The sequence below is a fragment of the Chitinophaga sp. NPDC101104 genome, from assembly GCF_050277495.1.
Taxonomy (GTDB): Bacteria; Bacteroidota; Bacteroidia; order Chitinophagales; family Chitinophagaceae; genus Chitinophaga.
Genome location: NZ_JBNNSF010000001.1, coordinates 850,462 through 863,821 on the forward strand (window position 1 = coordinate 850,462; position 13,360 = coordinate 863,821).

Below are 13,360 nucleotides of genomic sequence, written 5' to 3' on the forward strand. Positions count from 1 at the left end.
CCGGCAATTAACTGTTAACGCGGGGTCGCGCGCTGTGCTATACTTGTAGTAAATTCTGAGGTTATGAAAACGGATATGAAAAAAGCGGTGATGCTGGCCGCATTGGCGATGGGGACGATGGGCGCTGCCGCGCAGCAGCCCGGCGAATTGTGGGGGAAGAATGCCGATGCGGGGAAAGGTGCCAAAACGAAGTGGTTCACCGAGGCTAAATTCGGGCTCTTCCTGCATTGGGGGCCTTATTCGCACTTCGGCGGAGAAATCCGCGGGAAGCGGTATTACGGCATCACGGAATGGATCATGCACCGCGATAAAACGCCCGCCAACGAATATGCACAACTGGCGAAGGGCTTCAATCCCTCTGAATTCAACGCGGAAGAATGGGTGAACATCGCCAAGGCGGCCGGTGTGAAGTACATCGTTATCACGTCCAAGCACCACGACGGCTTCGCCATGTTCGATTCCAAATATTCGGATTTCGATATCGTGGAAGCTACGCCTTTTAAGCGCGACCCTCTCAAGGAACTGGCGGCCGCCTGCAAAAAGGCCGGTATCAAGCTCGGGTTTTATTATTCGCAGTTCCAGGACTGGCACGAACCTAACGGCGGCGGCAATGGTTGGGACTTCGATAACAAAACGAAAGATTACGCATCCTATTACCGCAATAAATCACTGCCCCAGATCACCGAGCTGCTGAGCAATTACGGCGAACTGGGCATCATCTGGTTCGATACGCCGGGGAATATGAGCAAGGAAGAATCCGCGGAGTTCATGGAAAAAGTACATCGCCTGCAACCCAATTGCCTGGTGAGCAGCCGCGTAGGGAACGGCCTGGGCGATTTCAAGGATTTCGGCGACGGCGAAGTGCCGCCCGGTATTGTGAAAGGCGCGTGGGAAGCGATTTTCACGCATAACGACAGTTGGGGATATTCCAGCTTCGACCAGAATTTCAAATCGCCCCGCGAGATCATCCGCCTGCTGGCGGAAGTGGCGTCGAAAGGCGGGAACCTCATGATGAACATCGGGCCGGATGGAAAGGGGAAGATTCCCGGCCCCTCGGAACAATATTTCCGCGAAACGGGCCGCTGGCTGGAAAAGAACGGCGAAGCGATCTACGGTACCACGTTCTCGCCCATCGCGGAGCAGCCCTGGGGCGTGATGACGAGCCGCCCGGGGAAGCTGTACCTCCATGTGTTCGACCGGCCGCATAACGGAAAAATCCTCGTGCCCGCGTTCACCGGAAAAGCCCTCAAGGCCCGGCTGCTCGACGGCGGCAAGCCCATTGGCTTCAAACAATCCGGCGAAGACGTGTGGCTCACGTTGCCCGCTTCGCTGCCCGATGCGCGCAATTCCGTGATCGTGCTGGATTATAGCGGAACGCTGGAAGAAAGGCACGCCATTCCGCTGGTAGCCGGTGCGCAGTACGAAAGCATCGCTTTGCCGGCGGAGCGCGCGGCCGTGCATGGTGCCGCGGTGGCGACCCGGTTTACGCACAGTTATTATTTCGGGGACTGGAAGCACGCAGTTTGCGCGGCCGGCATGCGCCGTCCGGAAGACAGCATCAGCTACCGCCTTCGTTTTACCGAACCGGGCGATTACAAGATCACTTTGCAATATGCCGCCGACACATCGCACGAAAAGCGGGAAGGTATCGTGGAAATGCAGCCTGATGGCGGCGCGCAGCAGGATTTCCGGTTCCAGGTGTTGCTGACGGGGAAATACGATTCCCACAAGCCGCTGCTGTTCATCGACCAGACGATCGCGGTGGTAAGCGTGAAATCTCCCGGCGAGTGGAGCCTCCGCATCCGGCCGGATGCAGCGGGGAACGAGCTGTTCCGGTTGAAACAGGTGAAAGTGGAGCCGTTACGATAGTATTTTGCCGGCCGGCTGCAATGCCGTTTACTTCTTCGACGCCTGCGGCTGGAACACGACGGTGAGGAGGCCGAGGGAAATGTAGATGATCCCGGAGATGTAGGCTTCCAGGCGGCGGTACCAGGTGTTTTGCTTCATGTATTTACCGAGGCGGCCGGCGGCGAGGGCGTAGGAGCCGTCTGTTAGAAATGCCAGGAAAGTGAACAGCAGCCCGAAGAACAATACCTGCAGCGCCACGTTGCCGTTTTCCGGGCGAACGAATTGCGGGAGGAAAGCGAAGAAGAACAGGGCGCATTTGGGATTGAGGACGTTCACGATCATGCCTTGCCAGAAAATGGCGGACAGCGGCTGCGGCGGAGGCGCTTCCGGCCGGGCGGTCTGCTTCCGCGCATCGGCGATCTTTTTAACGCCGAGGTACACGAGATAGGCGGCGCCGAGATATTTTAGCAGGGAGAAAGCCATGGCGGAAGCCATCAGCAGGGCAGAAACCCCGAGCGACGCAGCGGCCGCATGCACGAGGGTGCCGGCCTGGATGCCGCAAACGGACACGAGCCCGGCTTTGGTGCCCTGTTCCGTACTCCGCGTGATAACGTACAGCACGGCGGGGCCGGGAATGATGAGCAAAATGACGGCGGCGGTGATAAACGCCAGGAGGGTGGTTGCGTCGGGCATGGTAGTCAGGTTTACAATAAATTTACGCTTAATTCATTCTCTGTTTGGAAAATTCTAAATTATTCCTATTTTTGCAACCCCGCAAGGGAACGGTGAGGTGCCTGAGAGGCCGAAAGGACCGGTTTGCTAAACCGGCGTACGGGTCAAACTGTACCGAGGGTTCGAATCCCTCCCTCACCGCAAACTCAACCAGATTTGACTGGAGAGTGTTTGAAGGCTCGGGATGTAGCGTAGCCCGGTTATCGCGCCTGCTTTGGGAGCAGGAGGTCGCAAGTTCGAATCTTGCCATCCCGACAAGTTTGAATTTGCCCTCGCAGTCAAATTCAACGATTTTAAAAAACCTGTCAACCGGCAGGTTTTTTTGTTTTATGTAACCCGGTCCATTTTTCGGATATTCAACTTTCAACCCAATCCATCCCTTACAATTTATGATTACCACAACCCGCTACGATCTCAATTGGCTCAAATCACAAATCCGATCCGGCACCACTCTGAAATACATCTATTTCTGGGGCAACACCGAAAAAAGCGGCGAACTGACGAAAGCCTGCTTCAGCCAATGGTATAATGCTCCCTTTACCGTAGAAGGCATCGAATATAAAACCGCGGAACATTGGATGATGGCTAGGAAAGCACTGCTTTTCGGAGATACTGAAGTGCTCGGCCAGATCATCCAAAGCGTGAAACCCGCAGAAGCAAAAGCCCTCGGCCGGAAAGTCCGGAATTATTCCGAAGCCACCTGGTTGCAACACCGGTATGCCATCGTGGTGGAAGGGAATATCCACAAGTTCGGCCAGCACCCCGCGCTGCGGGAATTCCTGCTCGACTCCGGAGACCGTGTGATCGTGGAAGCCAGTCCGGTAGACGCGATCTGGGGCATGGGGATGGCGCAAGACCATCGGCATATCGCCGACCCGGAGCAGTGGCGAGGGTTGAATCTCCTGGGATTTGCGCTCATGGAAGCGAGGGATTTTCTCAAGACCCAGGAGGCTTAACGTTCGCCCCCGCCAAATACACGACAACCATCTTACTGCGTCGGATGAAGAATTAAACAACATGAAACCTATCGATGATGGAATACGATGTAGACCTCGTTTTTCGGGGAAACCTGCCGCGCCTGAATCTAGCATTTTTGGAGTTTTTGCCAGACAAATCCATCGAAATCATGATGGATGATCCGGCAGATGTGGAGGTGCAAACCGGTGGCGAAATTATGGATGTTTTCCGGCGGCATCCCACTGCGGATTGCATTTTCAAAACGAACGACCTGGTAATCGCCAACCGCAAACTGAAATATGCCTTTATTCATATTATGAGAATGGGCAATACTGTTGAACTGCTGTTGTTTTTTGATGCGCAAGAACTATCTGCACCCACTTTCAAAAAGAACCTGGATTTGCTGGCAGCCTGGTCTGCATCATTCAGGGAAGAATTCGGTTTCGATGAATTTGACTGCCGGATCGATAACGGCGATGCAGACGAGCGATATTTCAATGACCAGGGCACAGGGCCCCTCTATCCGGTTTGAGGAAAACGGGATATTTCCATTTATACGCACATACCGGCCAAAAGTATTGCTACACCTGGCCGGCATACCTCTGATGTTGCATTATTCACTCCCCATCCGGTACAAACGCCACCCCGTCGATCTCCACGAGATAATCCGGATGTGCCAGTCCTGCCACATAAGCCATCGTCACCGCGGGCGGATGTTTCAGCTTCGATAAAAACGGTTGCGCCCCTTCATACCCTTCCTGCAGATTCTGCCCTTGAACGATATGCATCGTCAGTTTCACGAGGTGATCGGGCAGCGCGTTTGCCGCTTCGAGCACAGCGGTGAGGTTTTGCATCACCTGCGCGGATTGGCCTTTGATATCGCCGGGGAAGAGCACCTTCCCTTCTTTGGACAGGCTGTTTTGTCCGCCGAGATAAATGGTGCGCCCCGCTCCCTGCGCCACCACGGCATGCGAGTACGCCGGGTTGTTGTACAGTTGTTCCGGGTTGATATGCTGGATAAGATTTTTCATACCGTTCGTTTTATTAATGTTCCGCATGCAGCCCGATCCGGTTGCCTTCCGTATCCCTGATCACCGCGATGTAACCCGCCTTGATGAGATGCCTTGGCGTAACGATCGATCCGCCGGCAGGCACTACCCGGTTCAGTACGGATTGGATTTCCGGATAGGCGTTGAGATAAATGAGCGTGCCGGTTTCGCCGGGTTTGGCCTGTGGCGATTTGGTGAGCACGCCCGTTACGCGGCCGGATGTGGCCTGCACTACGTTCGGGTCGGAAGGGAAGAAGGTCAGTTCTTCATTGTCTCCCGCCTGTACCGTCCGCATTTCGATGTCGAGGATGGTTTCGTAGAATTTTTTGGCCCGCGGGGTATCGGAAACGGGAATTTCGAACCAGGTGATGACGTTGGTTTCCGCGTCGATTTTTCTCGGTTTTTGCATAAAGTCAGGTTTTGAACCATGTGATGCAAATATGTTGCCAGCCGTTCCCCCCACATACAACTTAACCTTGTTTTAGGTATTATTGTAGCTCGGATGCGCGATCAACCAAATAACGTGGCATGACAGGGGAGGAAACAACAGGCATACAGGACAGCGAGTTGCTTTTGCAGGTGGCAAAAGGTGATGAAAAAGCGTTCACCACACTTTACTGGCAATACAGCGGTGCGTTATACCGGAATTTTCTGCGGATGGTCAAAGACGAAACCATCGCCGAAGAGCTGGTACAGGACCTCTTTTCCCGTATCTGGCAAAAGCGGGAATCGCTGCAGGTGGAAAAAAGTTTCAAGGCTTACCTTTTCCGGGCCGGGTACCACCTCATGATCGATTTCTACCGCAAACTGAAGCGCGACCAGGACCTGTACGGGCACTTCCGGCAGGTGGCTTCAGAGAATTATAATCACATAGAGGAAATTTTCAACCTGAAAGACAGCCAGGCTTTGCTGGCGCGCGCCCTCGATACGCTGTCTCCCCAACAGCAGAAAGCGTTCCGCCTCTGCCGGATGGAGGGCAAAACTTACCGCGAAGCCGCGGAGGAAATGGGGATTTCTCCCCACACCGTCAAGGAATATTTCACCAAAGCCAACCATGCCGTGCGCGCCTACCTGGCCGAGCACATCGATATTTCGCTGGGGTTACTGCTGTTGTATGTGCTGCATCAATCGCTGTAAAATATTTTTTTCTCCATACCCCCCTTCCTGGAAATCCCGAAACGTCTTTATTAAAATGGAACTGTGGAGCCAATGAACGAATATGCCGTTTTGTACCGGAAACTGATGGACAACGACTGTTCTCCCGAAGAGGTGGACCGGCTCGTGGCGTGGCTTTCGGAGGAAGATACGGCCCCTCTTGCCGGGGAGCTCATCTTCGAACAGCTGGACCGCAGCTATGAGGAGCCTATGCCCGAAGACCTCCGTCTCCGCCTGGAATCGCGGCTCCGCAACATTCTGGGGCACGAAGCCATCCCCGCCCGCGAGCCCCGCTTCCGCAAAATGCGCACCTGGGGCTGGGCAGCCGCCGCTGCCGCCATTATCGGCATCAGCGTATGGTTCCTGCAGCCGGAAAAGAAACCCACCGTTCCCTCGGCCCAACTGCTCGAACAGATCAGCCCCGGCAGCAACGGCGCCGTGCTGACACTGGCAGACGGCCGGCAGGTACGCCTCGATTCCCTGGAAAACGATACCATCGGCGCACAAGCCGGCGCGCTCGTGGCCGTAAGGAACGGGCAACTGACCTACGACCCTTCCGCTGCCGCCGGCAACGAAGTACAGTTCAACACTATGGCCACCCCCCGCGGCCGTCAATACCAGCTCCGCCTGCCCGATGGCACGAAAGTCTGGCTGAACGCTGCCAGCTCCCTCCGTTACCCCACCGCGTTCAACGGCAGTGAACGGCGCGTGGAGATTACCGGGGAAGCGTATTTCGAAGTGGCGAAAGACAAAACGAAACCTTTCCGCGCCGTCGTGAACGGCGGAACAACGGTGGAAGTGCTGGGAACTGAATTCAATATCAACGCCTATCCAGACGATAACGAAACGAAAACCACGCTGTTGCAGGGTTCCGTGAAAGTGGTACGCACCACCGGTACGGTAACCCTCGTGCCTGGACAGCAGGCGAACGTGAAAAACGGTGTCGCGGTAGTACGGGAGGCGGATACGGACAAAGCCGTAGCCTGGAAAAACGGACTGTTCGATTTTGATGGTATGCCGCTGGAAGAAGCGATGCGGCAGCTGGCGAGATGGTACGACATCACGATCGTATACGAAAAAGGCGTTCCCGATATCCGTTTTTACGGCGCCATGAGCAGGGACGTGAGCCTGGCCGGAATGCTCAAAGGCCTGGAGGGAGCGGGTGTCCGCTTCAGGATGGAAGAGGGCAGAAAGCTGGTCGTTTATCCATAAACTGTTATCCGAAAAGATGCCCGGCGGGCTGTAAGGTTTGCCGGAATGGGGATGCCCTGAAAAACAGAACCGGAAGCGGGTCGAAGCGCTTCCGGTGAATGTCGGGCTGAACTGAAATCACAGACTGGTAATTTTTTTCAACCAAACTCATGCAAGTTATGCAAAAAACTGCGAATGGGTATGGCGCCTCCGTGTGCGCCGCCCATGGCCGGCCCGTAGCACGCCGGTTACCGACCAGTATTATGTCTGCGGTGTTGCCGCGAGCAGTGGCGGGGCGCCGCGCCCACAGCAAAGTATTCGTTCTGGCGATGAGATTGACTTTTTTCCTGCTGACCGCAGCTTTCCTGAACCTCCATGCCGAGGCCGTTTCCCAGACGGTAACGCTCTCCGGTAAGAACATCCCGCTCGGACAGGTTTTTTCTGCCGTGAAAAAGCAAACGGGATTCGTGGTGTTCGGCAACAGCACCCTGTTCTCCAATGCCCGGCCCGTATCGCTGCAGGCGCAAAACATGCCGTTGCGCAACTTTCTCGATCTCGTGTTCGAGCGCCAGCCGCTCACTTATCATATCGACGGCAAAACCATTTTCGTGGCTGCCCGTCCTGTCCGTGAAAACCCCGCCACTACCGCCGCAGGTCCCGGGGAAGGGGCGCAGGCTCCTTCCGCCGCGGAGGTTTCCGGCATGGTGCTCAATGCCGATATGGACCCGCTCGCCAATGCGTCCGTCATCGTGAAACGCACCGGCAAAGGAACGCTCACCGATGGCGGCGGAAAGTTCTCCCTCAAAGGCATCGATCCCAACGACGTGCTTGTGGTCAGTTATCTCGGGTATATGACCGGGGAATACCCGCTGAGCGGACAGAAAGAGATCATGGTGATCATGCAGGCGGCAGACAATCAGCTGGACCAGGTCATCGTCCAGGGATATGGCAAAACCACCAAACGTTCCGCTACAGGTAACATCGCAAAAGTCGGCGCGGAAGACATCGGCCGGCAGAATAACATGAACCCGATGATCGCACTGCAGGGAAGGGTCCCCGGCCTTTCCGTGACGCCGATCGGCGGGGGCGCGGCGGGCCGTGTGCGCATCGAGCTGCGGGGGCGTAAGAGCATCAACGGCGGCTTCACCAGCGATCCGCTCTACATCATCGACGGCGTGCCGTTGACCCTGATGGAGCGCACGGGCAGTTATGAAGGCGGTTCCGGCGGCGTGATGCAGGGCGATGTGGGTACGTCCAACGGCGGACAAAGCCCTTTCTTCAACATCAACCCCAACGATATCGAAAGCATCGAAGTGCTGAAAGATGCGGATGCAACGGCGATCTACGGTTCCCGCGGCGCCAACGGGGTCATACTCGTCACCACCAAAAAAGCGAAAGTTGCGGGGCAGTCCGTTTTCGATGTGAATATCTCACAGGGCATGAACATCATCGACCGGTATTGGGACCTCCTAGATACGAAAGAATACCTGGCCTTGCGCCGCGAAGCGCTCGCCAACGACGGCCTCATCGCCAACCCCGCCACTGCGCCCGACCTCACGGTTTGGGACACAACGCGGTATACCGATTGGCAGAAAGATATGTGGGGGAAAACCGGGAAGATCACCAAAGCCATGCTCTCCCTCAGCAGCGGCGGATACAACACACAGTTCAGGCTCAGCGGGGCGTACGAACGGCAGGAAGAGATATTGTCGACCTCCGGCTCCAACGAAAGGATCAGCCTCGCCACCAACATCGGGCATTCATCCATCAGTAAAAAATTCAGGTTGCAGTTCAGCAATAACTATTCCTGGTCGAAAGTGGATACCCGGCCCACCGTTCCCGCATTCACCATCGCGCCCAACGCGCCGGCTATCTATGGTGCCGACGGCAAGCTGAATTACAAGGAATGGAACGACGCGGGCATCGGCAGCAATTTCCCTTTCCAGACACTGGAAGCGCCCGCCAGCTCGGGAACGCACCTGCTCACCAGCAGTCTCAACCTGCATTACGAGCTGCTGCCCGGATTGTCCATTTCTTCCAACATCGGTTTCAACAACATCCAGAACAGTGTACAGTCGCTCCTTCCGCTGGCGGCGCAAAACCCGCTTTCTTTCCCCATGGGCTGGCATAGTTCCGGTTCCAACAACATCACCAACTGGATCGTGGAACCGCAGGTCAATTATCACCACAATATCTGGAAAGGCAAGCTGAGCTTGCTCGCCGGGGCCACTTACCAGTACAATACGACGAAGGCGAATACTTATGTGGGATATGGATATGCGTCGGATGATTTCATCGAATCCATCCAGCTGGCGCCCTATCACCTCGTTACCGCCTACTACGGCCAGTATAAATACGCCGCCCTGTTTGGCCGGGCCACATACAACCTGATGGACCGGTACTTCCTGAATGTGAACGTTCGCCGCGATGGTTCTTCCCGTTTCGGGCCGTCTAACCGTTACGGCAATTTCGGTTCGGTAGGGGCGTCCTGGATCGCGTCGGAAGAAGCGTTCGTGAAGTCCTGGATGCCGGAAGCCGTATCGCTCCTGAAAATCCGCGGCAGCTACGGCATCACCGGCAGCGATAACGTAGGCGATTACAAATACCTCACGCAATGGTCCAACACCGTCAGCAACGAATTCATGTATCCGTATGATGGCGTTCCGCCGCTGACGAGCCAGATCGCCGTCAACCCCAATTACCACTGGCAGGCGAACAAAAAATGGGAAGCGGCGCTGTCTGCCGGATTCCTCAAAGACCGTATCACGCTGGAACTGGCATATTATAACGAACGCTGCAACAACCAGCTCACGGAATTCCCCACGCCGATCATGACCGGTTTCAAATCGGTAGTGGCCAACTGGCCGGCGAACGTGGAGAACAGCGGTGTGGAAGTTGCGCTGAACGCTACGCTCATCCAAACCCAAAAGCTCCGCTGGACCGCCTGGTTCAACATCTCCCAAAACCGGAATACGCTCGTTTCCTATCCCGGCATCGAACGGTCGCCGTATGCCGCGCAATACCTGGTAGGCCGTTCGCTCAACACCCGCTACCTGCTCCGCAGCCTCGGTGTAGACCCGATGACGGGCAGGTATGTGTTCGAAGACGTGACGAAAGACGGTACCGTTAACATCGACGGCAGCCAGCAGCCGCTTTCCGGGTTCGACGACCGTGCGGTGGCACTCGATCTGTCGCCCAGATACTTCGGCGGTTTCGGCTCCGGGCTGACGATCGGCGGGTTCGACATCCACGCCGCATTTACCTTTCGCCGCCAATGGCAGACAGACGCCGTGTTCATGGCAGACTATCCCGGGAAAATGAACAATCAGCCGCGAGAGCTGCTGGGCAACTACTGGCAGAAGCCCGGCGATCAAAAGAAATTCGCGGCGCTGAGCACCAAAGACCAGGCCGGGCATAACCTGCTGCGCGATTCCGACGGCATATATACGGATGTGAAATTCCTCCGCCTCACGAACCTCACCGCCGGCTATTCGCTTCCCGAAAGCTGGACGAAAGCGGCCCGGCTGAAAGGGTGCCGGTTCTTCGTACAGGCGCAGAACGTATTCGTCATCACCAATTACAAAGGCCTGGACCCCGAGTCGTACGCCTTCGGCATGATGCCGCCGGCCAAAGCATTCACCGGTGGCGTATCCATTCAACTATAACCTGATCTTCATGCAACACAGATATAACATCCGAAAGATATTATTGCTTGCCGTCGCGCCCGTTGCACTGGCCGCGGGCGGCTGCGACAAACTGCTGGACATCGACCAGCCGATCAGCAGCATCACCACGGCGAAAGTGTTCGATTCGAATGAAAAAGCGATCTCCGCCATGGCAGGTATTTATACCAAAATGGTGAACGGTGAGCAGGTGGAAGAACCTGCGTTTTCCTCCATCGGCGGCGGTGTGGTAAGTATCCTGGCGGCGATGTCGGCCGATGATTACCGCTTCGCGCAAACGAACAACAGGCCTGTCCAGGATTTTGCCGCCAACCGTTTGTCGCGGGAGATGAGCTCATCCGTGACCTATAAAATGTGGGAAGCCGCATACAAGAATATTTACGATGCGAATGCGGTGCTGGAAGGCATTGCCGCTTCCACGTCGGCAAAACTCACGAGCGACGTCCGCGTCCGGCTGACGGGAGAAGCGAAGTTCATTCGCGCGTTCGTTTATTTCCAGATGGTGAACCTTTTCGGTGATGTGCCGCTGGTGTTGACGACCAATTTCAACGAAACGCGCCTCATGCCCAAAACGCCCGCTGTCCAGGTGTGGGCGCAAATCCGGACGGATCTGCAGCAAGCGGTGGAATTGTTGGATGAGGATTACGGCACGCAATCCGGCGAGCGCATCAAACCCAATAAATCAACCGCGAAAGCCATGCTGGCGCGCGTGTATCTCTACGATCAAAACTGGCCGGGCGCCGCAACGCTGGCGAAAGAAGTGATCGAAAATGCCAACTACGCCCTGGCAGGGCAGCCCGGCGATGTGTTTTTGAAAAACAGCCCGGAGGCGATCTGGCAACTGAAGCAGGATGCTGCGCATCGGTATATCGGGAACGCCAGTGCCGAAGGCTCGCAGCTGCTGCCGACCCCCCTGGCTACGGGAGGTTTGTATTGGTACCTGACCGATGAGCTGCTGGCGGCTTTCGAGCCGGGAGATTTGCGGAAAGCGCAATGGAGCGGGCCGAATACCTTCACCGGGACCGTGAAATATTATCCTTACAAGTACAAAACCGGCAAGCATTCGGCCGTGGCCGGCGGGGAACTGACGGAGTACAACATGATGGTCCGCCTCGCGGAAGTGTATCTGATCCGTGCGGAGGCGGTGCTGAAAGGCTCGCGGGACAAGACGGAAGCCCTTCGCCTTGTAAACCTCCTGCGCGCCCGCGCGGGCCTCACGGAGCCGTTGCCCGCTACGCTGACGGATGCGGAAGTGGAAGCCGCCGTTATGCATGAGCGGAGGGTGGAATTATTCGGTGAATGGGGCCACCGCTGGATGGACCTCCGCAGAACAGGCGCAGCCCGGGCGGTATTGTCGGCCTGCAGCTGGAAGCAGCCATGGGCGGGCGATTACCAGTTCCTCTATCCTATCCCTCACAACGAAATGCTGAACAATCCGAACCTGCAGCAGAATCCCGGCTATTAAACATTACGACATGAAAAAAATTGCCTGTATACTCATAGCCGCCCTTGCCGCGGCCTCCTGCGGGAAAGACCGTAGTGCTCCCAGGCCCGCGTTCCTGCGTATCCACAACGCAGTGACCGACGCGCCGCAACTTGTGACCGATTATGGTATGGACCCGTCGAAAATGTATTACCTGGACGTTCAGCGGTTGATGTACGGTATTCCGTCGGACCATGAGCTCACGGCATATGTGGCGGGAACGCATCGCCTCCGGCTGTTCGCATTTCCGGATACTGTGAAAGCCATGGCGGCTTTGCAATTGGAACTGGCCGCCGGGCAGATGCAGTCGGTGTTTGTCAGCGGAACGAAACAGCACCCCGACCTGTTGCAGATTTCCGAGCAGCTGCCGTGGCACCGGTTGGCCGACAGTACATTTGGACTGCGGTTCATGCATTTGTCGGCCGGGTTGCCCGACATGAAAGTGGAGATCAACGGAAAGGAAACCGCCGCGGGGCTTGCTTACCGCGGGTATACGGGGTTCCAGGTAATGCCGGCAAATGCCGCTGCCGGAGATATGACCGTACGTTTCATTTACAGTTCCAGCGGTGTAGAAGCCGCGCGATATATCGTTACCGCACCAGGCAGCAACGTGGAAACCAATGCCTGGCGGAACAAGAATTTTACCCTGGCGCTCATCGGTGATGCGCAGGGCCTGTCAGTAATGCTGATACCGCATAAATAGCAGAAAAACAATAAACCATATGACGCGATTCATTAATCAGGCAGCATGCCTTATGCTGCTAACGGGGACCTTTTTCGGTTGTGCGCCGACCGATTCGCCCGGGGAAAGAAAGAAACTGCCGAAGATGATCGGCGGCGGAGTGGAGTGGGAAAGTGCCGCCAGCTTTGCAGATGGCGGTATTTCGATAGCGCCCGGGAACCGGGGTTTCTCTTACGGCGATACCCTCGTGGAAGGCCGGCGCTTTTATTCCGTGGCCCTTTCCGGCGGAGGAGCAGACTCCATGGCGATGCAACTGGTGAAGATGTATGAGCCCTTTGCGCCGGGAGCCATCCAGATACTGCAGCAGCAAGGGTTCAGCGGCGTGCTCGTAGATCTCCGCGATGGCCGCGGCGCCGGCTTCCGCAGCGAAACCTTCCTGGCCACCAGCGCCTTCGGACAATCGGCCCCGCTGATTTTCCTCTACGACGCAGGATCATCCGCCCGCGCATCCGCCTACATCCAGAAACTGCATCAATTACCCGGTATCCAGGCCAGCGCCCGGATGCAATAATACCCATAC

At 56.2% G+C, this 13,360-nt stretch carries 12 protein-coding genes and 2 tRNA genes; 11 read left to right on the top strand and 3 right to left on the bottom strand.

Going from position 1 to position 13,360, the window contains the following annotated elements; genetic code table 11:
- The first annotated feature begins 63 nt into the window (after window positions 1-63).
- The gene (locus ACQKLP_RS03620) at window positions 64-1,869 is read left to right on the top strand and encodes an alpha-L-fucosidase (RefSeq protein ID WP_427320144.1); all 1,806 of its coding nucleotides are present in this window, start codon (window positions 64-66) and stop codon (window positions 1,867-1,869) included.
- A gap of 27 nt (window positions 1,870-1,896) precedes the next feature.
- Here the strand turns inward: ACQKLP_RS03620 and ACQKLP_RS03625 are convergent, their stop codons facing one another.
- A complete protein-coding gene (locus ACQKLP_RS03625; RefSeq protein WP_427320146.1) occupies window positions 1,897-2,541 on the bottom strand; it encodes a LysE family translocator in 645 nt (214 codons plus the stop codon).
- A gap of 91 nt (window positions 2,542-2,632) precedes the next feature.
- Here ACQKLP_RS03625 and ACQKLP_RS03630 point away from each other — a divergent pair.
- From ACQKLP_RS03630 to ACQKLP_RS03645, 4 genes are all read left to right on the top strand, one after another.
- Window positions 2,633-2,721, top strand: a tRNA-Ser gene (locus tag ACQKLP_RS03630).
- 39 nt (window positions 2,722-2,760) lie between these two features.
- A tRNA-Pro gene (locus ACQKLP_RS03635) sits at window positions 2,761-2,835 on the top strand.
- 134 nt (window positions 2,836-2,969) lie between these two features.
- Window positions 2,970-3,536: an NADAR family protein gene (locus ACQKLP_RS03640; protein WP_427320148.1), complete on the top strand. Its 567-nt coding sequence runs from the start codon at window positions 2,970-2,972 to the stop codon at window positions 3,534-3,536.
- Between the two features lie 77 nt (window positions 3,537-3,613).
- Window positions 3,614-4,069 (top strand): hypothetical protein, encoded by a 456-nt coding sequence (locus ACQKLP_RS03645; protein WP_427320150.1) that lies wholly within the window; start codon window positions 3,614-3,616, stop codon window positions 4,067-4,069.
- A gap of 85 nt (window positions 4,070-4,154) precedes the next feature.
- On the opposite strand, the gene ACQKLP_RS03650 is transcribed toward ACQKLP_RS03645, so the two are convergent.
- Complete coding sequence (locus ACQKLP_RS03650) at window positions 4,155-4,568, bottom strand: RidA family protein (protein WP_427320152.1); 414 nt, start codon at window positions 4,566-4,568, stop codon at window positions 4,155-4,157.
- A 13-nt stretch (window positions 4,569-4,581) separates the two neighbouring features.
- Complete coding sequence (locus ACQKLP_RS03655; protein WP_423736630.1) at window positions 4,582-4,995, bottom strand: VOC family protein; 414 nt, start codon at window positions 4,993-4,995, stop codon at window positions 4,582-4,584.
- A gap of 119 nt (window positions 4,996-5,114) precedes the next feature.
- On the opposite strand from ACQKLP_RS03655, the gene ACQKLP_RS03660 reads away from it, so the two are divergent.
- The 6 genes from ACQKLP_RS03660 to ACQKLP_RS03685 all read left to right on the top strand — a co-directional run bounded on the left by ACQKLP_RS03660 (window position 5,115) and on the right by ACQKLP_RS03685 (window position 13,351).
- A complete protein-coding gene (locus ACQKLP_RS03660; RefSeq protein WP_423736629.1) occupies window positions 5,115-5,723 on the top strand; it encodes an RNA polymerase sigma factor in 609 nt (202 codons plus the stop codon).
- Window positions 5,724-5,795: 72 nt separating this feature from the next.
- The gene (locus tag ACQKLP_RS03665) at window positions 5,796-6,953 is read left to right on the top strand and encodes a FecR family protein (RefSeq protein WP_427324355.1); all 1,158 of its coding nucleotides are present in this window, start codon (window positions 5,796-5,798) and stop codon (window positions 6,951-6,953) included.
- Between the two features lie 308 nt (window positions 6,954-7,261).
- Complete coding sequence (locus ACQKLP_RS03670) at window positions 7,262-10,597, top strand: SusC/RagA family TonB-linked outer membrane protein (protein WP_427320155.1); 3,336 nt, start codon at window positions 7,262-7,264, stop codon at window positions 10,595-10,597.
- A gap of 10 nt (window positions 10,598-10,607) precedes the next feature.
- A complete protein-coding gene (locus ACQKLP_RS03675; RefSeq protein WP_427320157.1) occupies window positions 10,608-12,080 on the top strand; it encodes a RagB/SusD family nutrient uptake outer membrane protein in 1,473 nt (490 codons plus the stop codon).
- Between the two features lie 10 nt (window positions 12,081-12,090).
- Window positions 12,091-12,801: a hypothetical protein gene (locus ACQKLP_RS03680; protein ID WP_427320159.1), complete on the top strand. Its 711-nt coding sequence runs from the start codon at window positions 12,091-12,093 to the stop codon at window positions 12,799-12,801.
- 19 nt (window positions 12,802-12,820) lie between these two features.
- Complete coding sequence (locus tag ACQKLP_RS03685; RefSeq protein WP_427320161.1) at window positions 12,821-13,351, top strand: hypothetical protein; 531 nt, start codon at window positions 12,821-12,823, stop codon at window positions 13,349-13,351.
- The last annotated feature ends 9 nt before the right edge of the window (window positions 13,352-13,360 follow it).

Excerpts from the sequence above, each read along its gene's own strand:
- ACQKLP_RS03665 (WP_427324355.1), top strand. The coding sequence starts at position 5,796 with ATGAACGAATATGCCGTTTTGTACCGGAAACTGATGGACAACGACTGT.
- ACQKLP_RS03640 (WP_427320148.1), top strand. The coding sequence starts at position 2,970 with ATGATTACCACAACCCGCTACGATCTCAATTGGCTCAAATCACAAATC.
- ACQKLP_RS03620 (WP_427320144.1), top strand. The coding sequence starts at position 64 with ATGAAAACGGATATGAAAAAAGCGGTGATGCTGGCCGCATTGGCGATG.
- ACQKLP_RS03645 (WP_427320150.1), top strand. The coding sequence starts at position 3,614 with ATGGAATACGATGTAGACCTCGTTTTTCGGGGAAACCTGCCGCGCCTG.
- ACQKLP_RS03670 (WP_427320155.1), top strand. The coding sequence starts at position 7,262 with ATGAGATTGACTTTTTTCCTGCTGACCGCAGCTTTCCTGAACCTCCAT.
- ACQKLP_RS03685 (WP_427320161.1), top strand. The coding sequence starts at position 12,821 with ATGACGCGATTCATTAATCAGGCAGCATGCCTTATGCTGCTAACGGGG.
- ACQKLP_RS03625 (WP_427320146.1), bottom strand. The coding sequence starts at position 2,541 with ATGCCCGACGCAACCACCCTCCTGGCGTTTATCACCGCCGCCGTCATT.
- ACQKLP_RS03660 (WP_423736629.1), top strand. The coding sequence starts at position 5,115 with ATGACAGGGGAGGAAACAACAGGCATACAGGACAGCGAGTTGCTTTTG.
- ACQKLP_RS03675 (WP_427320157.1), top strand. The coding sequence starts at position 10,608 with ATGCAACACAGATATAACATCCGAAAGATATTATTGCTTGCCGTCGCG.
- ACQKLP_RS03655 (WP_423736630.1), bottom strand. The coding sequence starts at position 4,995 with ATGCAAAAACCGAGAAAAATCGACGCGGAAACCAACGTCATCACCTGG.
- ACQKLP_RS03650 (WP_427320152.1), bottom strand. The coding sequence starts at position 4,568 with ATGAAAAATCTTATCCAGCATATCAACCCGGAACAACTGTACAACAAC.
- ACQKLP_RS03680 (WP_427320159.1), top strand. The coding sequence starts at position 12,091 with ATGAAAAAAATTGCCTGTATACTCATAGCCGCCCTTGCCGCGGCCTCC.